This is a genomic window from Microcystis sp. 49638_E5, from assembly GCF_021300285.1.
Taxonomy (GTDB): domain Bacteria; phylum Cyanobacteriota; class Cyanobacteriia; order Cyanobacteriales; family Microcystaceae; genus Microcystis; species Microcystis aeruginosa_C.
This window is the reverse complement of record NZ_JAJTDH010000010.1, coordinates 115,252-138,719: the sequence shown is the minus strand read 5'-3', so window position 1 is coordinate 138,719 and position 23,468 is coordinate 115,252. Positions and strand designations below refer to the sequence as shown.

The window sequence follows — 23,468 nt, the reverse complement described above, 5'->3', positions numbered from 1 at the left end:
TTTGCGCCCCCAAAAATCTTTAGTCAACGGCTTAAAAATCTACACCAGACTATAGACAATTACTAAGCCCAAAACTGCGGCAAAGACAATTAAAGCGTAGAATTGGGCGCGACCATTTTCGAGGTATTTGAGACCTTCACCACTGACAAGAGTAGCTAAACCGGTTAAATTCACTGCCCCATCGATAACGCGATAATCCACTTCCATAATTTGCCGTGCGAGACGACGACAACCCTGGACAAAAACTCGATCATAGAGATTATCAATGTACCACTTGTTCAGGGAAAAACGATACAAAACGGGGAATTTTTCGGCAATAGTTGCGGGGTCAATTTTCTTCTGGAGATACATCAAAGAAGCGACAGTAATCCCGATTAAAGCAATCCCCACCGAATTACCCGCCATAATCAGAAACTCTGTCCAATCAAAAGCATGAACTTCTTCCACCACTTCGTTAGGAACATGAATAAAACCCTCGAAGAAATTCTGCCAAGGTTTACCCACCAAACCGATTAACAAAGAAGGAACCGCCAAAATCATGAGAGGTAAAGTCATAGTAATTGGCGATTCGTGGGGTTCATGGGCATGATGGCCGTGGTTGTCTTCTTCCTGTGCTTCCGAGTCTAATTGCTTAACATTCATCGCCCCCGGTCCAAAAGCGGGAATCGCACCCGCATTGGCTAACAGTCGGCGTTTAATCTCCTTATTAGTCCCTCTAAACTCCCCTTCAAAAGTGTTAAAGTACATCCGGAACATATAAAAAGCTGTTAAACCCGCAGTCCCCCAACCGATTAACCATAAAGCTGGGTTCGCCTCAAAAGCTAAACCGAGAATTTCATCCTTCGACCAGAAACCAGCGAAGGGAGGAATCCCACAGATGGCCAGAGTTCCCACCAGGAAAGTTAGGGCAGTAATGGGCATATACTTGCGTAAACCGCCCATCATCCGCATATCTTGCGCTAAAACCGGCTCATGACCGACCACATCCTCCATACCGTGGATGACCGAACCAGAACCGAGGAACAACATCGCTTTAAAATAAGCGTGGGTCATCAGGTGGAATAACCCCGCACTATAAGCGCCGATACCCATAGCCATAACCATATAACCCAATTGGGAGATGGTGGAATAGGCTAAACCCTTTTTGATATCATTCTGGGTGAGGGCGATACTTGCCCCTAGGAAGGCAGTAAAGGCCCCCGTCCAAGCAATTACCGTCATCGCCGTGGGAATTGGCTCAAAAACGGGATACATCCGAGCAATCAGGAAAACTCCGGCGGCCACCATCGTGGCGGCGTGAATCAGGGCCGAAATCGGGGTCGGACCTTCCATGGCATCCGGTAGCCAGACATGAAGGGGAAATTGGGCTGATTTGGCCACCGGTCCCAGGAAGACTAAAACGGCGAATAATGCCGCTAAACTGCCGGCAATGGCTCCAGAAGAGACTAATTCCTCTAGACGTTCACCCATGATATCAAACTCGAAGCTGCCGGTAGCCCAGAAAAGCCCCAGCATTCCCAGTAATAAGCCAAAATCGCCGACGCGGTTGGTAACGAAGGCTTTTTGACAGGCCTCGGCAGCCGCCGGACGAGTGAACCAGAAACCTACTAGCAGATAGGAACACATCCCCACCAATTCCCAGAAAACGTAGATCTGGACGAGGTTGGGACTGATGACCAAACCGAGCATAGAACTGCTAAAAATGCTCAGATAGGCGTAAAAACGCACATAACCGGGGTCGTGGGCCATGTAACCATCGGTATAAATCATCACCAAAAAGGCTACGGTGGTGACGATAACCGACATTAAAGCGCTGAGATGATCGATCGTATAACCCATTTTCAGGTGAAAGTTACCCGCCGATGCCCAATCGATCATTTGGTTGTAGGGAGCGTGTCCATTGATTTGACTCCACAGCAGCGCAAAAGACAGCACCATCGACGCGCCGAGGGTAGAAATGATCAATACAGCATTCACCTGTCGCAGACGATTGGTGACTTCATTAAAGGAAATTAAGCCCGCACCGACTAGGGTAGCGCCTACCAAGGGTAGGACGGGAACTAGCCACGCGTACTGATAAAGCGGTTCCATTCAGTAATACCTAGTTTACAATTTCACACTATTTGGTTTATCCTCATCTATTGTGACATAGGTTAATTCTTAAGAAAGTGTTTATACCTAGTTTTGCTCAACAGGGCGGCGAAAGGTCAAAGGATCTTATCGATTTGGCAGTTTAGCGAGCGGGACGGTAATTTTTAGGGAGAAGCAGCAAAATTATCGAATAACCACGAAAGCAAGAGAAAGACCAAATACGGGTTTCCCCTAGCCAATAGGACAATTTATTTAGTACAATTTAACTATACCGATCAAAATTAGTCTAAAAGGGAAATCATTCTTTATATAGTGCCTGTCACAGTTAAAATCATTGAGTATGATGGGGAGTTTAACTTAACGAGGTATCATGTCCACCGCTCGCCATATCCTAGCACTTCTAAAAAGTCATGTAGAAGGAGAAGAGCAGCAATTTTATTCTGCTGCCCTACAGATGGCTGCACACGAAGCAAGACAAGGACATGGTAAGTTAGCCCAAGAAATTCGCGAATTAATTGACCAAGCAAAGGCTAGTAAATCGGTTATTGAAAAAAAATCTGATCCAATTCCTTTAGTACAACCAAAAGGAGATTTAGCCAATCTGGTTTCGGTCAGATATCCTGATACTCGATTATCGGATATGATTTTAACCTCTGACCTTGAATTTAGACTTAAACGAGTATTAACTGAACAAAGACAAGGAAAAAGACTCAGAGAACATAATCTTACGCCTCGTCGAAAGCTGTTGTTAGTAGGTCCACCCGGTTCTGGTAAAACAATGACGGCTGAAGCTTTAGCAGGAGAGCTTAAATTACCTTTGTTTACGACTTTATACGATAGTCTAATGGGCAAGTATATGGGAGAAACGGCTAGTCGTTTAAAAGTGATTTTTGAGGCGATGACAATAACAAAAGGGGTCTATTTTTTTGATGAATTTGATGCGATTGGGACTCAACGTCACAATTCTAACGACGTGGGAGAAATTCGTCGCATTCTCAATTCTTTTTTGATGTTTTTAGAACAAGAGCAAGGGGATAGTTTGATTTTGGCAGCAACTAATCATCCTCAGTTACTAGACAAAGCTCTTTTTAGGCGTTTTGATGATGTAATTGAATATCAGCTTCCCGATGCCGCAATTATTCGTGAATTGATTGAATCTCGTCTTATTTCTTTTGAAATTGACTGGAAAGATTGGTCAAACATTCTTAATCAAGCCAATGGACTCGCTCAAGCTGAAATTGTCAGAGCGACAGATGACGCAGCCAAGCAAGCTGTTTTGTCAAATAGTCAGAAGGTAAGCGAAGATTCTCTGATTTCAGCTATTATGGAACGTAAGGATCTGAACTTCAATGAATAAAACCTAATCCCATAATGTCGCAACGTTCTCGCCGTCTTCCTCACTTGTATCTACGGAATAACGATAAATTTCGTGAAAGCGTCAATTATACTTCACCGCGCTCAGTTCCTAATCCACCACCACCCGATCGGAACAGAATAGAACACGCTGCAAAATTAGAACTTGCTATTGGTGAAGCGATTACGAAAGCTCGTCAACAATTAGAATCCCGTTTATCGGCAATTGCCGTCGGACAACCCGGATTCTATTTAGAATTTCAGGTAACAAAAGATCAAGCGAATGCTTTTGAAAATTTAGGAGATAAACGCAAAAAAATTGAATTAGTTGCTGTTAAGCCTTCTCCTGAACAAGAAAATATAGTTAAGGCTACTGTTTTTGTACCAGAGTCAGCGACAGAATTTTTTGAGAACAAAGTAGAAGAATATCGTGATGAAGAAACAACAAAAGGAAACCCAAAAAATGCAGCCCTAATAACACGACTAGAAAACGTTGAAATTGGTACAGTTCAATCATTATTTACTGATGATCCTGCTTTATTTCCTCAGAATGGACAATCAATATGGTGGGAAGTATGGTTACGTCGTGGACAACTTGAAGACTTCCAAACCATTGCTCAAAGACTCGATATTATGACTAAATTTCATATACATTTTCCCGAAAGAACTGTTACTTTAGCTATGGCTAATGTAGAAAAAATACAGCAAGTTCTTCAAAATTCTGATACGGTTGCAGAATTAAGAATTGCTAAAGATACGCCTTCCTTTTTTCTTGATATGAAATTAATTGAAAAGGAGGAATGGGTCGAGGATTTATGTAATCGAACTTTACCTCCTAGAGATAATGCTGTTGCTGTCTGTCTTCTTGATTATGGAGTTAATAGACGACATAAACTGATTGAAAAAGGTCTTGATAGTAGTGATTTATATACTTGTGATCCTAATTGGGGAACTCATGATCCTCATAATACACATGGTACAGAAATGGCGGGTTTAATTCTTTATGATGATTTATTTAATGCTTTACAAACACAAGGATATATAACGCTTATTCACCGTTTAGAATCAGTTAAAATTCTCCCTCCTGTCGGACAAAATGATCCTGAACTTTATGGCGCAATTACAGAGCAAGCAGTCTCTCGTCCAGAAATACAAAATCCCAAGCGAAAACGTATTTTCTGTATGGCTGTAACTAGCGAGCAGCCATCACCAAATTATGGAACTCCCTCCTCATGGTCAGCAGCAATAGATCAACTATCTTTTGGTGAAGATAATTTTAAGCGATTAATCATTATTTCAGCAGGAAATATCAGAGAAGAAATATCTTTATCTGATTATTTAACCCGCAATGATGTGGCAACAATTGAAAACCCAGCACAAGCTTGGAATGCTCTTGTTGTGGGAGCTTACACTGAAAAAGTTAATATCAGTCATCCCGACTTTCAAGGTTGGCAACCTGTAGCTCCTTGGGGTGATTTATCTCCTAAAAGTTGTACTTCTGTTTCTTGGGAAAATCAATGGCCAATTCGTCCGGATATTGTTTGTGAAGGAGGAAATTATGCCTCAGATGGGGAAAATTCTGCACAAATGATTGACGATTTATGCTTATTAACAACTGCTCATAGTCATAACTATAAATTGTTTACTTATATGTGTGATACCAGTTGTGCAACTGCACTCGCTAGTTATATGGCTGCTCGAATTCTTTCAGAAAATCCCAAATATTGGCCAGAAACAATACGCGCTTTAATTGTTCATTCAGCCGAATGGACTGTTAGGATGAGAGCTAATTTTCCAAAGAAATTGAAGCAGCAAGATAAAAAAAATTTGATTCGTCGCTATGGATATGGTGTTCCTGATTTAGACAGAGCTTTAAAAAGTTCAAATAGTGACTTAACAATGGTTATTGAAGATCAATTGACACCTTTTAAAAAAGATGGTAGTGACATTAAAACAGACAAAATGAATCTTCATAGCTTACCTTGGCCAAAAGAAAAGCTAGAACAATTAGGAGAAGCCAAGGTAGAACTGAGAGTAACTTTATCGTATTTTATAGAACCTAATCCAGGGGAGCGAGGTTATAAAAGAAAACACCATTATGCCTCTTATGGACTCAGATTTCAAGTAAAAAAACCTTTAGAGACCAATCAACAATTTCAACATAGAATTAATAAAGCTACCAGAGAAGAAGAAAAAAATATTTCTGGCATTAAAGAGGAAGATAACTGGTTTTTGGGTCCTCATTTAAGGAGTCAAGGTTCACTTCATTCTGATATATGGACAGGAACGGCCGTCGATTTAGCAAGTAGAGGAATGATAGGCGTTTATCCTGTTGGTGGATGGTGGAAAGAACAAATACAAGAGGAACGCCATGATCAACCTGTTCGCTATACATTAATTGTAACGATTCGAGTACCAGAAATTGAGTGTGATATTTACACCCCTGTATCTAATTTAATTTTAATCAGTCAAGATACACCCACTAACATACCAATAGAAACAGAGATTTAATCTTTACATCGAACTTCATTCATTAAATATATCTCAGGAATTGAGAAAATTGGTAACAATTCTCTGTAAGTTTCCCTACTAACTTTTTCACCTTCGCTCCCCAACAACCCAACTTAATCAGCGCGATTTAGACATGGCTAGAGGAAATAGAGGTTTAGATGAACTAAAGAGTTAGTCAATAATGGGTAAAATGTTTGTATATAGGACATTTTGAAACCCGCGGATTTGCCGCCCGATGGCAAATCATTCCCACTTCCATGGCGCGTTACGTCCCATAAATTCCCAACTCATTTTTTCCCCATGACTAAACCCTTAGACTCCCTGAAACAGCCCAATCCCTCGGAAAAAACAGCCCCTAGAGATGATTGGTTAGATAGCGAACTATCTCGTTTAGAAGATTATGAACCTTACGATTGGGGAGAAATAGATCCCTTAATGTTAGGCAAACCCGTACAATATGTTTCTAGTATTGGCTTAGTTGTCGAGGGTGGCAAAGATTGGGGTTGCTGATTTGCAATAGGAATCTTCTTGTGTGGGGTTTTTAAAACCTAGAGCTAAACTAACTTTTGGATAGGATGCACAGTTGGCATTCATAGCTTGAGTCAGCAACACCCCTCCCCAGCAACCCAAGTTAATCAGTGCGATTAAAACATGGCTAGAGGAAATAGAGGTTTAAGCGATGGTTAATCTTCTGGATCTTAGTCAGTTATACTAAGTATATCCATAACTTATACTTTTTAATAGCAGAACCGACTGAAGAGCAATATTTACCTATTCAGGTATTAGATACCCTAGCTGATCCATCTGCCAACCTAACTTAGTTGGCTGCTGATAAACCTTTTTTAAAGTGTTAATATCCCGGCTAGAAATCGGGGCAATATCTCTAGTTTGAGCGAAATACATTACATCCGTCTCTAGGGGACTATGACCCCAAATTCCCAAAGCGTGACCTAATTCGTGCCGCGCTGCCGCTAAGGCCGACCGATCGGCTAAATTAGGACTAATCTGGATACTCATCCGATGAGTTAGGCGATTTTCCTTGACAAAAATCTCGTATTGTGTTACGGCAGAACGCACCCGGGGCAGTTCTAACTTACCAGTTTCGGGATTAAAACGGACTCCCGAGGGCGGTAACTCCCGTTTAATGAGGATATCGGCCAATTCTGCCCGATTTACCAACTCCATCGGCAAATACTGCCCCCATTCAGCGATCGCCTGTTGTACCAAACTCAGCCAAGAACTGCGATCGCTGTGAACATAAATCTTCACGGGAAATTGCGACCAAATCAACGCCCCCACGGGACTGATTTCCACAGCATCAAAATAATCCCCGGACTGGTTTTGCTCTTGCCATTGGGCTAAATTAGCGGGTAAAGGATGGGTTTTTAACTCTGGTAGCGATCGACTGTCGGCAATCAAAGAATAGGAAAACAGCAAAAGACTCGCCAAGGCTGCGAGTCCTAGAAAAGAGAACCGACCTCTTAGCATTTAGCGATTTAACCAGCCGGCGCTCAGTACAATAGTTAGGGTGATAAATACCGTCCCCAACGCCCAAGTCACCTGATTTAAGGTTTTTTCCGCCGTTTTTGCGCTGGTAAAAATCTGTGATTGACCGCCAATACCGCCAATACCATCCCCTTTGGGACTGTGTAATAACACCAAAATCGCCAGAAAGGCCGCCGCCAGCGCCCAAATAATCTGTACTACCAGCACCACTGTCATGATTATTACTCTCTATTTTCCATTACAAAGTATAGCAGTTATCAAGCCGTCAGCTTTGAATTAGTTATCAACTGGAGTCCTCTTCATCGTCTATATCCTCAAGTGTTAGTGGTGCTTGGGCGCTATGGCGAACATATAAGTAGGTAGGCGTTAAAAGTTGTCAGACACCCCCCTTATCAAGGGGGGATTAAGGGGGGACTAAGGGGGGATCGGCACCCCCCTTATCAAGGGGGGCAGGGGGGATCGAACCTAAAATCCATTTTTAATTTAATTATAACCAGCTACTTAACACATAAACCGTACTATCTCTAATTGTAAAAAGCACTCGATAGACATTTTTACCTTTCCCATAAAAAAGTTGTCGGACTTCTTTGGGTAGAAAAATCGTCTGTTCGAGCGCTAAAGCACAACGAGTTGGTTTCTCTTGCAGAGTCGCAATAGCATTCATTAATCCTCGAAACCAACGGTCAGCAAACTCGGCATTATAACCTCGATACCAGCGATAGGCTTTTTCGATCTGTGCCGTGGCAGTTGGGGTAATTTCAACCTGAAATACCATATTTTTCGGCCATTTCTTGGGCAAAATCGGCAAGAGGACGGGTTTTACCGGAGTTTATCTCCTCAAAACCTTGCTGAATCCCCTCAATGCTCTCTAAATACTCCATCAGTTGTCTGAGCTTACTAGGATCGATTTGATCGAGAAAAGTCACCAGCACTTGTGAGCGATCGCTAATATCATTGGGTAACTCGGTTAGGTGTATTTGTCCATCTCGATAAACACCTTCGATGGTTTTCAGCATAAAATTCCCCTTTCTTGACTTTTTACTCGTTAAAGCGAGATGCGGACGGGAGTGCGACTGGCTTTAATTTCCACTTCGGCCGGTTTAATCAGCGATCGCCCGGTCATTTCCACTGGGACAGGAATAGAGAGAATTTCCAGGATAGTGGGGGCAATATCGGCTAAACGACCATCATCCCGCAGCTGCACATCGCCACCGTGGCCGGGGATTTTTCTCCCTTCCCCTTCAATTAAAATTAAAGGAACGGGATTAGTCGTATGGGCCGTCCAAGGATTACCCGACTCATCCACCATCGTTTCCGCGTTACCGTGGTCGGCAGTGATTAACACTGTTCCCCCCAATTTATTGACGCTACTTAACAACTTAGCCAAGCATAGATCCACCGTTTCCACTGCTTTCATGGCCGCGTCTAAAATGCCCGTATGACCCACCATATCGGGGTTAGCGTAATTGACTACCACCAGACTATAGATCCCCTGTTCGATCGCCCCACAGACCGCTTCTGTCACCGCGGCTGCCGACATGGCCGGAGCTTGATCATAGGTGGCGACTTTTGGACTAGGAATTAATTCGCGCACTTCTCCCTCAAAGGGTTTTTCTAACCCCCCATTAAAAAAGTAGGTGACGTGGGGATATTTTTCGGTTTCCGCACAACGAAACTGTTTTAATCCCTGTTGAGCGATCACCTGTCCTAAAATATTATTTAAATTCTGGGGGGCAAAGGCCACATCTACCGGTAATTTCGGATCGTATTGGGTGAAAGTGACAAAACTAAGCGGAGAAATTAAATCTCGATCGAAATCTTCAAAATCGGGCATAGTCAGGGCATAACATAACTGTCTAGCTCGATCGGGACGGAAATTATAGAATATCACCCCATCGCCCGCTTCGATCGCCCCCGGGGCAATTCTGGTGGGGGGAATAAATTCATCGGTAATATTTTGATCATAAAATGCCTGTAATACTTCCGTGATCGATCGCCCGTCGATACCTTGATCACTGGTCATCACGTTATAGGCTTTTTCCACCCGATCCCAACGGCGATCCCGATCCATGGCATAATAACGGCCACTGAGAGTCACCATGCGACCGAGACTGATTTTATTAATATGTTCTTGAATCCGTTTAATAGCGAGCATCCCGTCGGTAACATTAGTATCGCGACCATCGGTGATGACATGAATGCAGACATCGCTAATCCCTTGCACTTTCGCTAAGTCTAATAATCCCAGTAAGTGATCGAGATGGGAATGGACTCCTCCCTCAGAACATAAACCAATTAGGTGTAATTTGCTTTTTTTGGGGCGAATCTCGGCGCAGAGTTTTAATAAAGCCCGATTTTGTTGAATCGAACCATCTTCGATCGCATCGGAAATTCGTACTAATTCTTGTGGGACAACTCGCCCCGCTCCGATATTCAGGTGGCCAACTTCCGAGTTGCCCATCTGTCCTTCTGGTAGTCCCACATCCTTAGCGGAGGTGCGGATTAAGGTGTGGGGATACACTTCCCAGAGACTATCCATAATCGGGGTTTTCGCCATTGCGATCGCATTATCCGACCTTTGCGGGCGATAACCCCAACCATCAAGGATAACCAGCACGACTGGGGATATAGGTGCGTGGGTCATGATATACAGTCCTAAATCAAGAGTGGATTTCCATGCACTAAGATAATATCATCGAAACTTCCATTGATCACCGGTGTCGAGGCGATCAACCCCCTAATGTCAGCAAATGATGGGGTAGTGAGAATTTCAGTTAGGAATGAGGATTTAATAAGTTGCAAATCTAGAACAACTGTGGCTTTGCCGTGTAATTCCATTGAGGAAGTGGGGTGATAGGGAAGTGGGGTGTGGGGAGAAACAATTCATAACTTGAGAGTTAAGTACCTAAGCAAAATTAATTACACATTTCGATAAAGCCTTTGCCTTTTGCCTTTTGCCTATCCTAACCAAGAAATTAATTTTGCACGACTACTTAGGGTCTGCTGAATAAATCTAAAAACCTTGCTGGATAAGACTTTTAGACTTTTTTTCCCTGAAAAAGTGCCTACCATTGGAGTGATCGGGGGTAAAATTTAGGGATTTTTTCCCTGAAAATTAGGTAACTGACTACCTCAAAATCGGTAAAACCCCACACCCCACAACCTGCCCCCACCAACAAACTTTTTTAGCAGACCCTATTTATTGAGAATGAGCGGAGGAACCCTGAAAATTTCGGCTTAGTTGGTGGCAGCTTGCCGCCAAATCACTCCTCTAGATAAGTATTTTGACTCACGCCCCTCCCTCTTTTGAGACCTTGTGACACTTAGGGTGCGGAATGTGGGATTAAAATAGTCGAACCAATAGGCTAATCTTGATGCGTCCAAGAGCGATGAGCCAGACGCAAACCCCAATCGAGCAGATAACCAATCGCGCCAATAACGAGAATCACTGCCATCAACTCTGAATAGGCGAGTCGATCGCGTGTATCGAGAATATAATAACCCAAACCCGCACTAACCCCCAGCATTTCCGCCGGGACAAGAACGATCCAGATAATACCTATAGCCAAACGGAAACCAGTTAGGAGATGGGAGAGGATCGCAGGCAGAATAATCTGGAAAACCGTTTCCCCTCGGGTAGCACAGAGACTGCGGGCTAAAGTCAACCAAGAGCGATCAACCGCATTAACCCCAGCAGCCGTATTGAGAAGGATCGGCCAGATAGCCGCCACCGTCAGCAAAAAATACACGGGTAGATCACCAATGCCCAAAACCATCACCGCTAAAGGCATCCAAGAAAGGGGCGAGATCATGCGTAGAAATTGAAATAGGGCCGACAAAGCCGATTCAAGGGAGCGATACAACCCGATTAATACCCCCAACGGCACACCGATGGCACTAGCGAGAACCAAGCCCACAATAACCCGGCGGCAACTGGTGAGGATATGGGGCATAATCTCCCCCCCAACAAAAAGACGTAATAAAGCGACAAAAGATCGCTCAGGGGAAAAATCATTTAAAATCGGGTTTGAGTGCCATAGAGGACTGGTAAATAGCCACCAGAGCAATAATCCAAAACCGATACCCCATAAGGGTAGTAAAGCTCTTGGCGGGGAGGTCAAAGATTGTGACTTCATGGGTTCAGACCTTTAAAATTTGATCGTCTCGATGCGGGAGAGATTATTCGGTAAGCCGAAAGCTTTCGGTCCGCCCACCTGTTGCAAGGCATTACGGACAAAAGAGTCATCCACGAGATCCCGGGCCACCTGTCGGGGTTGCAGTTTTTGGAGAAAATCCGTATTTCCTTCTACCTGAGTGATTTTGAGCAAGCGTACCAGTTCCTCGGTATAGGAAGGGAAAGGATAGGGCTGGAAATCGATCCGGTTGACTTGCCAGTCTGGATTCTCGATCGCTCCGTCTTTTTTATAGAAATTGCGATCGTAGTAAGTAAGCGCCCGTTGCAATACTGGCAGCGGGTGAGGCGTATATTTTCCACCATCTTTAGAGAGAATCCGGGCCACTTCCGAGCGATTGCCCCGGGACCAGAGTTGGGCTTTAACGAGGGCGTTTACCACCTTCTGCGTCCATTGTTTCCGTTGCCTAATATCCTCCTCGTGAACAAAGACGACGCAACAGGCGTGATTCTTCCAGACATCGCCGGTGAAACGGAGAACCCTACCGGTTTTGAGATTTTCCGCCGCTGCGTTGAAAGGTTCAGCAACGATATAACCGCCGATGCTCTTATTGGCGAGGGCTGATACCATATCCGGGGGCGGGAGAACCACTAGATTAACCTCGTTAGAAGCGATCGGCGCGTCCTTGGCTTTGCGAACTATTTTCAGCCCGTTACGTTGTAAGAGTTGTTGCAAGACCAAATTATGAATGGAATACCAGAAAGGAACCGCGATCGTTTTACCTCCCAATTCCCTGGGATTTTCAATATCGGGAAGGACGGTGAGGGCTGAACCGTTGGTATGGTTCCAAGCGACGATTTTAGCGGGGAAATTGCGCCCGTAACGAATCCAGATCGAGGTGGGAAAAAGAACATGAATAACGTTCACCTGCCGAGCGAGAAAGGCTTCAACAATCTGCGCCCAAGAACGGAATAGGCGCGGTTGTTCGGCAGTTAAACCTTCCGCTTGATAAAGTTTTCGGGAGTGGGCCACCAATAGGGGGGCGGCATCCGTAATCGGTAGATAACCGATTTTCACAGGCTGATCGTTGGCATTGGCGTTAACGGGGAGATTCCAATTATCGGCGGCGATCGCTGCTCCGAAGGAACTGGTAAACAGTGCCGAAAGTTTCAGGAAATCTCGACGGCTCATGCCGCAACAAGCACAATTATCGTGTAGGTTCATAGATTTACAGTGTCATCACAAGGGCTAATTCTTGAAAAATTGACCGGCGTAGATCACTCAAAAGCTTGGCTGACTCGAAACGGGGTTTCGGCATCGTGATCGTCCATTCTCGGCGGATGCCCACCGGATGACGGCCCATGAGAAGAACTCGATCGGCTACTAATAGGGCCTCGTCGATGTCGTGGGTAACGAGGAGAACCGTGCTGTTATAGAGAGCTATGACTTCTAGGAGGAGTTTTTGCATCTCGAAACGGGTGATCGCGTCGAGGGCGCTAAACGGCTCATCCAGGAGGAGGAGAGAGGGGCGGCGGGCGAGGACGCGGGCTAGAGAAACTCTCTGAGCCATACCGCCCGATAGTTGATGAGGATAGGCACGCTCGAAGCCCTCTAGTTTGACGCTTTTAACGGCGGTGTGAACCCTTTCGCGCAATTGCTGATGATCGAGGCGGGGCATCCGCTTTAATTTCAAACCAAAAGCCACGTTTTGCCAAACGGTTAACCAAGGTAAAAGGGCGGGGGATTGAAAGACGATCGAGCTGCGGATGTCTGGGGCTTGTAGGGGTCGTGAGTGCAATTGTATTTCTCCGCCATCGGCACTCTGCAAACCAGCGGCGGTGGCAAGGAGGGTAGATTTACCGCAACCACTGGCCCCAAGCAAACAAACCACCTCACCGGAGCGCACCTGTAGGTTAATATCCTCAAAAACGGTACGGTAGCCATGGCGGGTTTTATAGCGTTTATGGAGATTTTTTAGATTGAGGACGGGGTAATCCGTGGCGATACTCATTCCCTCACCCCCGCTCGCTCGAGTTCGCCAGGGAGAATTTTATCGGTAGAGGACTGACGTTGTAATTCTTTTTCCAGTTGAATCAGGCTCGGAGTTAACACAGGTAAAAAGGCGACTTCGCGCAGCCGTCGGGCCGTGTCGCTATTACGGAAATAGCCTTTTCCTCCCTTAATTTCCGCTTCTAACCCTACGGATTCCACCGCTAACCGGGTAATGTCCACTCTGAGGGTGAATAGTTGGCGTGTTCGTCCGAGATCGAAGCTTTCTAGGGTGCTGAATTGCTCGATTGTCTTTTCTAGACGAGTCAGACGCTCCCGGGCGAAGAAATAACGATCGCTGGCTACCGCTGCCTTTCCCCCTAAACTTTTCTCTGTCTCCCCAAGGGATTTACGCGTAATGCCAAGGGCCAGTCCGCATTGTAACAGCAAGAAACAGGGGCGGACTGAGGGTAAAAATTTTGCTGCTTCCAAGCTGATAATCCAGTCGTGAGATAACTGAACTCGATCGAATTCAAGGGTACTGGTGCGGGAAGCTTGTAAACCCAATAATTGTAGGTCTTCACCCCGTTTTAACCCCTCTGCGAAGGAGGGAAGGGCGAGGATAAGAGTTTCTCCCGATGTGGTTTGAGCGGCAACGGCTACTATGAATTCTCCGTTAGAGTCGAGGTTAGAGGCCCAGGGCAGGAAGCCATTAACAGTGACGTTTTCTCCTTCGATCTTTGCCTGTAAACGCAGCTCCTCGATCCCGCCGAGGTACTTCATGGCGTTGGAGAGTCCTGTGGCTCCGGCTATCTCTCCCTTGAGAACAGCAGGTAGAATTTTGTTTTGTAGGTAAGTGTTATTACTGGCGGCCAGATATTGAATGAAGACGCGCTGACACCAGAAAACAAAACCGGTGGTCAGGCAGCATTGGGACACAGCAGAGATCGCCTCTACTGCCTGTAGTAAGGAGCCACCCCGGCCTCCTAAGCTTTCAGGTATAGCATAGCCGAACCAGCCCGATTCTCCTAGCTTGGTTAGGGCCGAACCGACGTTGAGATTAGCTGTACCGTTGTTGAGGTCAGTGGCTCTTTCTTCCAGAAAAGAAAGAATTTCGGAGCCTCGATCGAGCATAATTGTTCTCTCCTAGGGGTGAATATTTTCAATCGAGGTCAAACTATCTATAGGTGCGCCGACCACTTCTCTGGCTCTTTTTACCGCCGCTTCATCGGGACTATCGTAGAAACAGAGACATTTACTCAAGTCTTCGCAAACATAGGTCCGCTCGAAACTGACTTCCGGCACTTGAGCATAAAGGGGGGTTTTCTCCGCTTTTCTTTGCAGGTAAGTTTCCATGGTTAGCCCCGGGGGTAAATTCCACTGTACTAGATAGTTGGCTTTGTCTTTGCGCTCTCGCACAGTGGCTAAGTCCTGCCCAATCAAGCGCATTTCCTTGATTAGTTGCCAACCTAGCCCAGCGTTTTCTAGTACTTGTTCGAGGGAGGCGCGATCGATCGCTTTGATAATCAGGAATAACCGCCCCTCTGTTCCGCCAATTAGGGCTTCGATTAACTCTCCCTGGGATTTTGATGCGAGTGTGGTAATGCGCTCCAATATCTCGCTCACCTCTTCTTTTGTCCTTTCTTGTCGATCATCCTCTACTAGATATAGAGTCATAATTCATCTGAAATACATTTACAATACATTTGAGTTTAATGTCTTTGAGAAAAAAAAGCAATATTTTCAAGAGCCTCAAAACGAGGTGACGCGGGAGTGGATGGTTCAAGACCGTTTCGCTCAAGTCGTGGCCAGAACCCTTGCCTTGGGTGATATGCGTCACCTTCTCAGGCAGCTGAGACTCACAGTGGTGTAAACTGCGACTGATACTAAATCCGTTGAGTATAGGCTACTTATGAGGAGAGGCAAGAGGCAATAGGGGGAATAAATAGGGTTTGCGGCAAAAAGTTTGTTGGTGGGGGCAGGGTGTGGGGTGTGAGGTGTGGGGTTTTACCGATTTTGAGGTAGTCAATTACCTAATTTTCAGGGAAAAAGTACCTGAATTTTACCCCCGATCCCTCCAATGGTCGCCACTTTTTGAGGTCAAAAAAGTCTAAAAGCCTTATCCAACAAGGTTTTTAGATTTATTCAGCAAGCTCTAAATAATCAGTTTTTAATAACCGAATTTAGTATGACTCTCTTCTGCCTAGAATGACAGAAGAGAGATAAGTTGTGTTGAGAAATGTGTAGAGTTGGAGCCGACCCTTGACTGGAACCTAAGCTGTCGTGATAACTTGTATAGGAGTTATCGAAAAGATCCCCATCAGCTAGACAGCCCCTTCCAGTTTCTCTATGTTTCATCCTAACCAATCGGAAACCCGCGAAGATATCCGCGAGTATGTGGCTCAACTACAACTTCACATGGCTTTACAAGCTCGTAATCTCGTGCCTAGTCTGACTAATACTAGAGATAGTCGCGAGAAACTGCTGCAGGATACCCAGGCGACTATTGAAAAAATCGTTTCTCGTCATTTCTAGTTGACCGATTTTAGCATAGTCACTTGAGCCACAGGACAGGCAATACAGGTGCCAGAATTGTCACTGCGGCGGCTGTCGCTAATCTCGATGACCTCCGCTTCTGCAAGAGCAAGAATTGTCTCCTGTCCATCAGTAGGCATTTACCTTCTCGTGACAGCAAAGATAAGACCACCAGTTTTTTGGTTGTCTATACTTTAGATGGTCATAATCTGAGATTTATTAAACTTCTGAAATCCTAGGAGTTAGCAAGGAATCCAGTTCATTTTTATGTTTCAAATAGGCATCATTCAGACATCCATGAATAGCAGAAGAAAACTAATAAAAGTTTTCATAATATTTTGCATATAAGCATTTATTTTTAACGAATTTACACAGCCTTTCAATTAAATTAAGATTAAGCGAATAAGGCGGGAAATAGAGAAACGGCCGATTCAAGTCTAAATTGCATCACTGTCCGATCTACCTTCATAGAATACCTCATTCGGGGTACGATAGTCAAGACATTTTCGTAGAAGCACATATCGCTAAATTACAAACCTGTTTTGAGGGAGCGTTACCCCATGTGGGACTTTTACCTTCTGTCATTGCGGAAGGATTAGAGGTTATCTATCAGCAAAAGGGTTGGCAATTAACCGATAAGGGAAGAAATTCTGAGATAGAATCTCGTCAATTTCCGACGATGGATGATTTTTATGTTGCGGTAGAGAAGGTGTTAAAAGAAAGGGGGGATCAGGGAGAGGTTAAAAGTAATCTAGAAGCAGCGATTAAGGGAAGAATTAAACCATTACTAATGGGAAGTAAGGGGTTAATGTTTAGTCGTCCTATTTCTCAGCCAAATGCTGAGGAGTTATTTAGTCATCCAGTTATTTTAGAAATGAATGATCTCAATGAGCAAGATAAGTCTTTATTGGTGATGTTCTTTTTAACTATGTTACGAGAATATCGGCTCTTCTAGGTTCTGTGTGATCAGTTTAACTTACTCTATGATCGATCGATCTTTGTGTCCTCTGTGTCTGGAGTGGTTCCTTCCACTCCCTCGCTCTTGAGGAATGTATCTTAGAGTACATTTTACCCACCAAACCTGGGAGAGCCGAATATCGAGAATTGAATCCAAGTAAAGAATTAACTCATATCACCTTAGTAGAAGAAGCACACAATGTCTTAAAAAATGTGGCTTCTAAGGGGAGTGAAGAGGGAGGAACATCGGATGTCAAAGCCAAAGCAGTTCAGTCATTTTGTAATATGTTAGCAGAGGTCAGGGCTTATATTGCTCACCAGTTGCGGGATACTCATGATCGAGAGGCGATCGCCAACGCCATGATTATGAGTGAGGAGCAGCGGGATTTTTTAGGAAAATGCGAGACAGGGAGGGCAGCAATATTTTACACTGGACTACAGAAAGCGACTTTCATTGATGTCCCAGTGTATAAAGATCCTGCACCACCGACTTATGAGGGTAAGTCTTCGATAGAGAATTGTTATCGAGGATTTGACGAAAATTTCAGTCGGCAGCAGTCTGATGAAGAGGTGCGGGTTTATATGAGTCGCTTTGGGGTGGTGAAGGGTAAAATGATAAATTGTTTTCTATGTACAGATCCCTGTGAGTATCGGGATGATATTCTGAGGTTGGCTGAGGAAAGTAAGGACGAGTTTAACGAGGCTTGGAAAAGCTTTAAAAAAGCTAAAAATAAGACTGAATCGATGAAAAATCTTGCCAGACTTATTTTAAAGGTAACTAATATTGAGGAGGAAAAAAGTTTATATATGGCTTGGTGTTATACCCAAGAAGTAGCATACCGATGTCGAATCAATGCTCTTAATCAAAGTCATAAAAATAGTTTTATCAAGTCTTTTAAAGAGGTAATTTGTAAAGAATAGAGAAGCATAAATTAATCAAAATTCTGCCTTACAGTTTTTATCAGAAGAAGAACAATAACAAGCATATCGGAGATATTTGATTTACTAGGAAGTAACAGCCTATGAGCATTATAGAAAGTCAAGATTCTTCGGAAAATCCAGAAGACTTAACGGAAATACAACAAAATGATGATGAAGCTTTAGCACAATGGCAAGAAGAACAATTAGAAGAAACCGAATATATATTGAAAGACCATGTTTTACAAGAAATGGAAAAACGGGATATTCCCCCAGAATTAGTAAAATCGGTACTCAACAATCCAGAACAGATAGTATCGGGTTATAATAATCGAAAGGTTTATCAATCTCGCCTAGACTTTGGAGATGGTAAAGAATACCTCTTACGACTTATTGTTGAGAGCAATCGAGAACCAATAGAAGTGATTACAGCCTACCGAACCAGTAAAATTGATAAGTATTGGGGAAAGCCATGAAAATTATTTATGATCCAGAAGTAGATATCATGAACATTATCTTTTGTGAAACTACAATCGCAGAAAGTAATGAAGACGAAAACGGCATGATTTTTGACTATAATGATGAGGGTAAAATAGTGGGTATTGAAATTCTTGATGCCTCTCAACGAGTTGATAATCCTCAAGCTATCAGTTACGTTATCCAATTATCTAAACCTTCCTAAATTATTAATTTATTAACCAAAATTTAAAAATCCTATGAATATCGAAAGCAGCTCGACAACAGAAAGTCAAGAGTCTTCTGAAAGTTTAGAAAATTCAGCAGAAACAGAGCAAACTGATGAGGAAGCTTTGGCGCAATTGGAACAAAAAGAATCCCAAAGTGATGGTCAAGAGTCTTCAGAAAACCTAAAAAATTCAGCAGAAACAGAGCAAACTGATGAGGAAGCTTTGGCACAATTAGAATCAGAACAATCTGAGACTTCTGAAAATCAAGCAACAGATGAGGAGGCTTTAGCACAATGGGAATCAGAACGATGAGGAGAAGGAAGACGGAGACAAAGATAAAGGAAAGGAAAAAGGAGATAAAGATAAAAGCACTAAAAAAGGAGGTACTGATAGAGGTGGTTTACCAGGAGATTTTTCACCATCGCCAGGTTCTAAAATTGAAGATTCTGATAAGGGGGATTCTAAACCAGACGCGAAAAAAAAGATAGCCTACGGATATCCTAGAAGCATAAAAGAAGCACTAACAACCGAATATCCTGAAGGTATGGTTTATATTTTGCAAAATGTTCTTGAGGAATTAGATAGATTCGACTTAGATTTTCCACCGTCGAGAAAATAGGGTAATCAGCGTAGTCCCTTAAAACCTGCTGATAGGGATATTATAGATATTAATCAAACAGATGATGACGTTAGAGGTTTTCCGAATCAAACTAATTTAAAAGAAGCGATTTATATGGCACAGGATTTGAGTCAAGAATGGAGCGGTTTAAACTATACCGAAAAAAGTGACGCAATGGGAAGAATCAGAGCTAGGATTCAAGAAGAAGATATGTGGCTTGATTGGCATAAAATCCCCTTAACTGAAGGGTAAAAAGTCGCTTATTGGTTTTCTTACACAGAGGAAGATCATCGCAATAACCTATTATTTTCCGATCCAACTCCTCAAACTCCAACCCCTAAACCAAATCCTACTTATAACCCATCACAAGTATTAAGCTTTAATGAGTGGGTTAATCAAAATCCTGCCTTACAGCATTTTTCAGAGCAAGATCAACGAGAAGCTTATCAAAGATACCTAAAATCTAAAGGCGTTAATATCCTCTCTTTTGACGAGTGGTTAACCGAAAATCCGGCTTTACAGTTTTTCTCAGAGGAAGAACAACAACAAGCCTATCAGCGATATTTAGACTCGTTAGGAGGTAATTCATAACCTTAATTTCTTATTCAAACATCCAGAGTTTAGTGCTGAAGCGCAACTACAAACCTTGTCATAAAATCAGGTTCGTTGTCGAGGCTTTAGCCCGATTTTTATCTATAATTAGGTATTATTCTATTTTTAATAGCTCTCGTGGGTGGTGCGTTACGACGGATTGTTATTCCTAAGTAAAAGCCAAGATTGTCGCCGTCTAACGCACCCTACTGGACTGACTTTTGAGCGTAGGCGCTCTCATCGAATTTTATTTTAAGTTAATTATTTGCATAACAATTCCCGAAGAGCCAAAAATATTTGGTATTTGATGATTTCTTCTCAATATCTGATTGGTTGAGTATTTTTTTTGCTTATTCTGATTTTTTTTCTTTGAAAATACCTGTAGTTTTTTATGCTTCAAACTGAAGTGGGGAATATGGGTTAAAATATTAAAAGGATGCTAAAGATAGCGGCTAGAGTTTCCAGAGTGAGCTATCCTAGAGATACTACTTACTCCATCCTCGCCCATGCTCGATCGAGTTCTCCATAGTCGTTATCAAGTCCAACAGGTGCTGGGGAAAAAAACTATCTTAGCTAGGGACAGACACACCACCCAGTTAGTTATCATTAAACTTATTCCTGTTCCTAGGGGGCAAGGGAGTCAGTTTATCGGAGAAATAACCGGTAAAATTGCCCTATTGCGACAACTCTCCCACCCATCTCTCCCCAAATACCTCGATATTTTTGAGATAGATTCATCCCAAGAACAAATCATCGCTATTGTCCGGCCTTATTTATCAGCGCAGCCTTTAGAAAACTATCTTAACTCCGGTTATTTGTTAGCAGAACAAGACCTCAAACAAATTGCCAAATATCTTTTGGAGATTCTCTCCTATATCCATCAGCAGGATCTCCCCATTAACCACGGCAATATTAAACTTAGTAATATCCTCTTTGATACCCAGTCTCATCGTTTTTATCTAGTTGATTTTGCCTTTGATTCCGATTCTCCCACCACCGACTTACAGGATCTAGGTAAAACTTTAATCAGTTTAGCCACGGGGATTAAGCATCGTTACATACCCGAAAACTTTGAGCAAAAAACTAATCTAAGTGCTTTTTTCATCTATTGGTTAAAAAGATTATCAAACTCCCCTCCAGACTCTCATTTTCGTTCGGTGACAGAAGCTTTAGCCAGCTTATATAGTTGTCAATTGATCTTAGTATCTATTGGCAATCTGACCAAACCCTACGGCAGCGAAGTTACTGTTTATAAAACAGATAATCTCCTGCAAATAAAAATCGCTAGTAAAACCAAACAAAAGTTTTTCAACAATCTCAAAACCCAGTTAAGACAGTTTTTACCATCCCTATTCTTTACGATCATTCTCTTAACTATAGTCGCTATTTACGATCTCAAACTGGTCGCTTTTTTAATCCCGATTATCCTAATTTTTCTGCTCAATTTAATTTCCTCTAGTTTATCTTGGCAGTTATGGAAATCTTTTTGGCAGGGGGAACTAGAGTTAAAAATTACCCCCAAAAAAGTTTCTCTTTACCAAAAACTCTGGGGGCTGAAATTTAAACCAACTGCCGATGCCGCTAATTGGGAAATTTATAGTCTCCTCCGTCGCAATGTCACCGTCACTATGCAGGGAGAAAATGTTAATATTATTCCTCCTTCTCTGGTTCTCGTTGCCAACCATCGAGAATATATTATCACTGCCAGTGAAGATGTTAGCGAAGCCGAATTAGATTGGTTGGCACAGCAGTTAAGTGATTGGCTACGTTTACCGATTACGAGAATTTAAGGTGTATTAAGCTACGTTAACACACCCCAAATTTATCTATAATTAACCGATAACATCTTCCGATTTAATCAGATGCGCTTCTAGGAACCAGAGACGTTTATCGATGTCCCGGGAGATTTCCGTATAGAGATCTGCTGTGTCGGCATCCCCTTGATTGCCAGTGCTATCAATAGCAGAACGAAGATGGGAAGCGTATAAGGCATAACGTTCGGCTAAAGCAACGATATGTTCACTACCATCGACGATATCAGCCGGATATTCTGGCAGAATCGAGTTAGCGGCGGCGATGCGTGCTGTTCCCAAAGCGGTTCCACCTAAAGCGGTAATCCGTTCTGCTACCATGTCCCCATAGCCTTCTAATTCCGTGGCCATTTCGTCAAAGAGGCTGTGCAATTGGTAGAAATTTAAACCTTTTACATTCCAGTGGGCTTGTTTAACCTGAGTTTTTAGGTCTAAACTAGCGGCAAGGGTTTGGCTTAAGATTTCAACAATAGCTTTGCGGATATCTAATGCTAAATCGATGCGGGTGGCGTAGTATTGTCCCGTGGTTTTGGTTTTGACTGGAGTGGCTACCATAATCTTTCTCCTTGATCAGTTAACAGAATACTCGATAATTTTTGTGGGTGCATAAGGGACTGATTTTGATCCTATTGGACGTTGATAATAAACTGAAAAACGGCCAATTAATTCGGAAAACAAGTAGCTGATAACTGATACTTCCAATGCGCTCAGTACAAGTAACGGCTCGAATCAGCGGCATCAGACAACCTTGAACTGAGCATCAGCAGCCTTCGTCCGTCCGCTGCACTCGAATTGTCAGACCTCTCTTATCGCTCATCTCATGCCAGAAACAAATTCTTGTACCGTAATTCCAGCAGTACGAATAAGACTACGAAGCGTACCCTTTGCCACTTCACGATGATCAGGAACAGAGAGTGTTACCTGTTCGCCCTCCTTAACCATGATAATATGGCTTGCACTTTGACGCGCAACTTGCCAGCCGAAGGTTTCAAATACTCGGACTACCTCACGTCCGCTGAGAACAGGAAGAGCAGAGGACATGATTATGCCATTACCTCTACTTGGTGAGTTTCAATCGTTAGCGGTAGCCCACGTTCTGCACGAACTTGAAGGCAGGCGATAATTGCATCTCTGATATTTTCAAGAGCTTCTGCTCTCGTTTTACCTTGGCTGACACAACCCGGAATGCTGGGGCATTCTACAACCCAAACTCCATCTTCGTCACGGTCAAGTGTTACAGTCAACTTCATAAGTTTTCACCACAATCTCCCCGCTTATAGTTTACCTCGTGTTCTCACCTACCTATTAGTGGATGACAAGAACCTTCAGGAATCAAAGCTACATCAAGGAAGATACCGAATTGGGTTTTGCCCACCTTCAGCAAACTCAACCCAATTTACGGATGTTGCCCCTATGTACTGAACATGAGTTAATCGAATGTCGTATCGACCTTCCCTGTCTGCTGGCTCTGCACCAGCATGGTTCGCTATGTACAAATTATTCGCATTATTCTCATCATCACGATGATAAAGAATAATACGGTCAACTTCACGATTGGGATCGATCTTCCACTGACCCGTTGAACCAGTGTTGTCATCGTGGAGAACAAAGTGTTTTCCCTCTGTAAAGATAACGACTACCTTTTCATTTGGCTTTATGAAGTCACGGGCTTTCACAAAATCAGCAATTCAGTACCTGAATTTTACCCCCGATCCCTCCAATGGTCGGCACTTTTTGAGGTCAAAAAAGTCTAAAAGCCTTATCCAAC

27 protein-coding genes and 1 pseudogene are annotated in these 23,468 nt (G+C 43.3%); 11 read left to right on the top strand and 17 right to left on the bottom strand.

The window, feature by feature from the left end; genetic code table 11:
- Positions 1-39: 39 nt before the first annotated feature.
- On the bottom strand, positions 40-2,091 hold the full coding sequence (locus LW728_RS04315) for an NAD(P)H-quinone oxidoreductase subunit 5 (RefSeq protein WP_104397469.1): 2,052 nt from the start codon (positions 2,089-2,091) through the stop codon (positions 40-42).
- A 370-nt stretch (positions 2,092-2,461) separates the two neighbouring features.
- Here LW728_RS04315 and LW728_RS04310 point away from each other — a divergent pair, with 370 nt between their 5' ends.
- The 3 genes from LW728_RS04310 (at position 2,462) to LW728_RS04300 (ending at position 6,465) form a co-directional block, all read left to right on the top strand.
- Positions 2,462-3,448: an AAA family ATPase gene (locus tag LW728_RS04310; protein ID WP_110545949.1), complete on the top strand. Its 987-nt coding sequence runs from the start codon at positions 2,462-2,464 to the stop codon at positions 3,446-3,448.
- A gap of 14 nt (positions 3,449-3,462) precedes the next feature.
- Positions 3,463-5,955, top strand: coding sequence for a S8 family peptidase (locus LW728_RS04305; RefSeq protein ID WP_287765359.1), 2,493 nt, complete (start codon positions 3,463-3,465; stop codon positions 5,953-5,955).
- Between the two features lie 300 nt (positions 5,956-6,255).
- Positions 6,256-6,465: a hypothetical protein gene (locus LW728_RS04300; RefSeq protein ID WP_002761322.1), complete on the top strand. Its 210-nt coding sequence runs from the start codon at positions 6,256-6,258 to the stop codon at positions 6,463-6,465.
- 261 nt (positions 6,466-6,726) lie between these two features.
- Here LW728_RS04300 and LW728_RS04295 read toward each other — a convergent pair whose 3' ends face one another.
- The 10 genes from LW728_RS04295 to LW728_RS04250 all read right to left on the bottom strand — a co-directional run bounded on the left by LW728_RS04295 (position 6,727) and on the right by LW728_RS04250 (position 15,260).
- A complete protein-coding gene (locus LW728_RS04295) occupies positions 6,727-7,443 on the bottom strand; it encodes a peptidase (RefSeq protein ID WP_287765356.1) in 717 nt (238 codons plus the stop codon).
- Positions 7,444-7,677 (bottom strand): preprotein translocase subunit SecG, encoded by a 234-nt coding sequence (gene secG / locus LW728_RS04290; protein ID WP_002736485.1) that lies wholly within the window; start codon positions 7,675-7,677, stop codon positions 7,444-7,446. It abuts the gene before it with no gap.
- A 271-nt stretch (positions 7,678-7,948) separates the two neighbouring features.
- Positions 7,949-8,236 carry a type II toxin-antitoxin system RelE/ParE family toxin gene (locus LW728_RS04285; protein ID WP_002737927.1) on the bottom strand — a complete coding sequence of 96 codons (288 nt, stop codon included), beginning with the start codon at positions 8,234-8,236 and terminating at the stop codon, positions 7,949-7,951.
- Positions 8,220-8,477, bottom strand: a complete 258-nt coding sequence (locus LW728_RS04280) for a hypothetical protein (protein WP_002736285.1) — start codon at positions 8,475-8,477, stop codon at positions 8,220-8,222. The genes LW728_RS04285 and LW728_RS04280 overlap by 17 nt, the downstream gene beginning before the upstream one ends.
- A gap of 29 nt (positions 8,478-8,506) precedes the next feature.
- Positions 8,507-10,105: a 2,3-bisphosphoglycerate-independent phosphoglycerate mutase gene (gpmI, locus tag LW728_RS04275; RefSeq protein ID WP_287765353.1), complete on the bottom strand. Its 1,599-nt coding sequence runs from the start codon at positions 10,103-10,105 to the stop codon at positions 8,507-8,509.
- A gap of 721 nt (positions 10,106-10,826) precedes the next feature.
- Positions 10,827-11,597, bottom strand: a complete 771-nt coding sequence (locus LW728_RS04270; protein ID WP_002802509.1) for an ABC transporter permease — start codon at positions 11,595-11,597, stop codon at positions 10,827-10,829.
- Positions 11,598-11,609: 12 nt separating this feature from the next.
- On the bottom strand, positions 11,610-12,818 hold the full coding sequence (locus LW728_RS04265; RefSeq protein WP_287765350.1) for an ABC transporter substrate-binding protein: 1,209 nt from the start codon (positions 12,816-12,818) through the stop codon (positions 11,610-11,612).
- 4 nt (positions 12,819-12,822) lie between these two features.
- Positions 12,823-13,605 (bottom strand): ABC transporter ATP-binding protein, encoded by a 783-nt coding sequence (locus LW728_RS04260; RefSeq protein WP_287709702.1) that lies wholly within the window; start codon positions 13,603-13,605, stop codon positions 12,823-12,825.
- The gene (locus LW728_RS04255; RefSeq protein ID WP_287709703.1) at positions 13,602-14,717 is read right to left on the bottom strand and encodes an acyl-CoA dehydrogenase family protein; all 1,116 of its coding nucleotides are present in this window, start codon (positions 14,715-14,717) and stop codon (positions 13,602-13,604) included. Before LW728_RS04255 ends, LW728_RS04260 begins: the two co-directional genes overlap by 4 nt.
- A gap of 12 nt (positions 14,718-14,729) precedes the next feature.
- A complete protein-coding gene (locus tag LW728_RS04250; protein WP_287765346.1) occupies positions 14,730-15,260 on the bottom strand; it encodes a DUF4242 domain-containing protein in 531 nt (176 codons plus the stop codon).
- Between the two features lie 672 nt (positions 15,261-15,932).
- Here LW728_RS04250 and LW728_RS04245 point away from each other — a divergent pair.
- Positions 15,933-16,118 (top strand): hypothetical protein, encoded by a 186-nt coding sequence (locus LW728_RS04245; protein ID WP_002731861.1) that lies wholly within the window; start codon positions 15,933-15,935, stop codon positions 16,116-16,118.
- On the opposite strand, the gene LW728_RS04240 is transcribed toward LW728_RS04245, so the two are convergent.
- Complete coding sequence (locus LW728_RS04240; protein ID WP_157404786.1) at positions 16,115-16,258, bottom strand: hypothetical protein; 144 nt, start codon at positions 16,256-16,258, stop codon at positions 16,115-16,117. The two genes, LW728_RS04245 and LW728_RS04240, sit on opposite strands and share 4 nt — an antisense overlap.
- A 54-nt stretch (positions 16,259-16,312) precedes the next feature.
- Positions 16,313-16,538 (bottom strand): annotated as a pseudogene (locus LW728_RS04235) (IS630 family transposase); the annotation flags it as partial.
- Between the two features lie 22 nt (positions 16,539-16,560).
- On the opposite strand from LW728_RS04235, the gene LW728_RS04230 reads away from it, so the two are divergent.
- The 7 genes from LW728_RS04230 to LW728_RS04200 all read left to right on the top strand — a co-directional run bounded on the left by LW728_RS04230 (position 16,561) and on the right by LW728_RS04200 (position 21,679).
- Positions 16,561-17,073: a hypothetical protein gene (locus tag LW728_RS04230; RefSeq protein ID WP_002802497.1), complete on the top strand. Its 513-nt coding sequence runs from the start codon at positions 16,561-16,563 to the stop codon at positions 17,071-17,073.
- Positions 17,074-17,222: 149 nt separating this feature from the next.
- Positions 17,223-17,996: an ATP-binding protein gene (locus LW728_RS04225; protein WP_287765343.1), complete on the top strand. Its 774-nt coding sequence runs from the start codon at positions 17,223-17,225 to the stop codon at positions 17,994-17,996.
- A 101-nt stretch (positions 17,997-18,097) separates the two neighbouring features.
- The gene (locus tag LW728_RS04220) at positions 18,098-18,469 is read left to right on the top strand and encodes a DUF4258 domain-containing protein (RefSeq protein WP_002802495.1); all 372 of its coding nucleotides are present in this window, start codon (positions 18,098-18,100) and stop codon (positions 18,467-18,469) included.
- On the top strand, positions 18,466-18,675 hold the full coding sequence (locus LW728_RS04215; RefSeq protein ID WP_002802494.1) for a DUF2283 domain-containing protein: 210 nt from the start codon (positions 18,466-18,468) through the stop codon (positions 18,673-18,675). Before LW728_RS04220 ends, LW728_RS04215 begins: the two co-directional genes overlap by 4 nt.
- A 34-nt stretch (positions 18,676-18,709) precedes the next feature.
- The gene (locus LW728_RS04210) at positions 18,710-18,991 is read left to right on the top strand and encodes a hypothetical protein (RefSeq protein ID WP_002802492.1); all 282 of its coding nucleotides are present in this window, start codon (positions 18,710-18,712) and stop codon (positions 18,989-18,991) included.
- Positions 18,992-19,412: 421 nt separating this feature from the next.
- Positions 19,413-19,550, top strand: coding sequence for a hypothetical protein (locus LW728_RS04205; protein WP_287668814.1), 138 nt, complete (start codon positions 19,413-19,415; stop codon positions 19,548-19,550).
- A gap of 845 nt (positions 19,551-20,395) precedes the next feature.
- Positions 20,396-21,679 (top strand): protein kinase domain-containing protein, encoded by a 1,284-nt coding sequence (locus LW728_RS04200; RefSeq protein WP_287668817.1) that lies wholly within the window; start codon positions 20,396-20,398, stop codon positions 21,677-21,679.
- 42 nt (positions 21,680-21,721) lie between these two features.
- Here LW728_RS04200 and dps read toward each other — a convergent pair whose 3' ends face one another.
- From dps to LW728_RS04180, 4 genes are all read right to left on the bottom strand, one after another.
- A complete protein-coding gene (gene dps, locus LW728_RS04195) occupies positions 21,722-22,255 on the bottom strand; it encodes a DNA starvation/stationary phase protection protein Dps (protein ID WP_002802486.1) in 534 nt (177 codons plus the stop codon).
- Positions 22,256-22,513: 258 nt separating this feature from the next.
- Positions 22,514-22,741, bottom strand: coding sequence for a type II toxin-antitoxin system HicA family toxin (locus LW728_RS04190; RefSeq protein WP_002739431.1), 228 nt, complete (start codon positions 22,739-22,741; stop codon positions 22,514-22,516).
- A 2-nt stretch (positions 22,742-22,743) separates the two neighbouring features.
- Positions 22,744-22,950: a type II toxin-antitoxin system HicB family antitoxin gene (locus LW728_RS04185; RefSeq protein ID WP_002739432.1), complete on the bottom strand. Its 207-nt coding sequence runs from the start codon at positions 22,948-22,950 to the stop codon at positions 22,744-22,746.
- A 93-nt stretch (positions 22,951-23,043) separates the two neighbouring features.
- Positions 23,044-23,376 (bottom strand): HNH endonuclease, encoded by a 333-nt coding sequence (locus LW728_RS04180; protein ID WP_170915401.1) that lies wholly within the window; start codon positions 23,374-23,376, stop codon positions 23,044-23,046.
- Positions 23,377-23,468: the final 92 nt, after the last annotated feature.

Bases quoted from the DNA above. Each gene is read 5' to 3' on its own strand.
- LW728_RS04315 (WP_104397469.1), bottom strand. From the start codon at position 2,091: ATGGAACCGCTTTATCAGTACGCGTGGCTAGTTCCCGTCCTACCCTTG.
- LW728_RS04310 (WP_110545949.1), top strand. From the start codon at position 2,462: ATGTCCACCGCTCGCCATATCCTAGCACTTCTAAAAAGTCATGTAGAA.
- LW728_RS04305 (WP_287765359.1), top strand. From the start codon at position 3,463: ATGTCGCAACGTTCTCGCCGTCTTCCTCACTTGTATCTACGGAATAAC.
- LW728_RS04300 (WP_002761322.1), top strand. From the start codon at position 6,256: ATGACTAAACCCTTAGACTCCCTGAAACAGCCCAATCCCTCGGAAAAA.
- LW728_RS04295 (WP_287765356.1), bottom strand. From the start codon at position 7,443: ATGCTAAGAGGTCGGTTCTCTTTTCTAGGACTCGCAGCCTTGGCGAGT.
- secG (WP_002736485.1), bottom strand. From the start codon at position 7,677: ATGACAGTGGTGCTGGTAGTACAGATTATTTGGGCGCTGGCGGCGGCC.
- LW728_RS04285 (WP_002737927.1), bottom strand. From the start codon at position 8,236: ATGGTATTTCAGGTTGAAATTACCCCAACTGCCACGGCACAGATCGAA.
- LW728_RS04280 (WP_002736285.1), bottom strand. From the start codon at position 8,477: ATGCTGAAAACCATCGAAGGTGTTTATCGAGATGGACAAATACACCTA.
- gpmI (WP_287765353.1), bottom strand. From the start codon at position 10,105: ATGACCCACGCACCTATATCCCCAGTCGTGCTGGTTATCCTTGATGGT.
- LW728_RS04270 (WP_002802509.1), bottom strand. From the start codon at position 11,597: ATGAAGTCACAATCTTTGACCTCCCCGCCAAGAGCTTTACTACCCTTA.
- LW728_RS04265 (WP_287765350.1), bottom strand. From the start codon at position 12,818: ATGAACCTACACGATAATTGTGCTTGTTGCGGCATGAGCCGTCGAGAT.
- LW728_RS04260 (WP_287709702.1), bottom strand. From the start codon at position 13,605: ATGAGTATCGCCACGGATTACCCCGTCCTCAATCTAAAAAATCTCCAT.
- LW728_RS04255 (WP_287709703.1), bottom strand. From the start codon at position 14,717: ATGCTCGATCGAGGCTCCGAAATTCTTTCTTTTCTGGAAGAAAGAGCC.
- LW728_RS04250 (WP_287765346.1), bottom strand. From the start codon at position 15,260: ATGACTCTATATCTAGTAGAGGATGATCGACAAGAAAGGACAAAAGAA.
- LW728_RS04245 (WP_002731861.1), top strand. From the start codon at position 15,933: ATGTTTCATCCTAACCAATCGGAAACCCGCGAAGATATCCGCGAGTAT.
- LW728_RS04240 (WP_157404786.1), bottom strand. From the start codon at position 16,258: ATGCCTACTGATGGACAGGAGACAATTCTTGCTCTTGCAGAAGCGGAG.
- LW728_RS04220 (WP_002802495.1), top strand. From the start codon at position 18,098: ATGAGCATTATAGAAAGTCAAGATTCTTCGGAAAATCCAGAAGACTTA.
- LW728_RS04215 (WP_002802494.1), top strand. From the start codon at position 18,466: ATGAAAATTATTTATGATCCAGAAGTAGATATCATGAACATTATCTTT.
- LW728_RS04210 (WP_002802492.1), top strand. From the start codon at position 18,710: ATGAATATCGAAAGCAGCTCGACAACAGAAAGTCAAGAGTCTTCTGAA.
- LW728_RS04205 (WP_287668814.1), top strand. From the start codon at position 19,413: ATGGCACAGGATTTGAGTCAAGAATGGAGCGGTTTAAACTATACCGAA.
- LW728_RS04200 (WP_287668817.1), top strand. From the start codon at position 20,396: ATGCTCGATCGAGTTCTCCATAGTCGTTATCAAGTCCAACAGGTGCTG.
- dps (WP_002802486.1), bottom strand. From the start codon at position 22,255: ATGGTAGCCACTCCAGTCAAAACCAAAACCACGGGACAATACTACGCC.
- LW728_RS04190 (WP_002739431.1), bottom strand. From the start codon at position 22,741: ATGTCCTCTGCTCTTCCTGTTCTCAGCGGACGTGAGGTAGTCCGAGTA.
- LW728_RS04185 (WP_002739432.1), bottom strand. From the start codon at position 22,950: ATGAAGTTGACTGTAACACTTGACCGTGACGAAGATGGAGTTTGGGTT.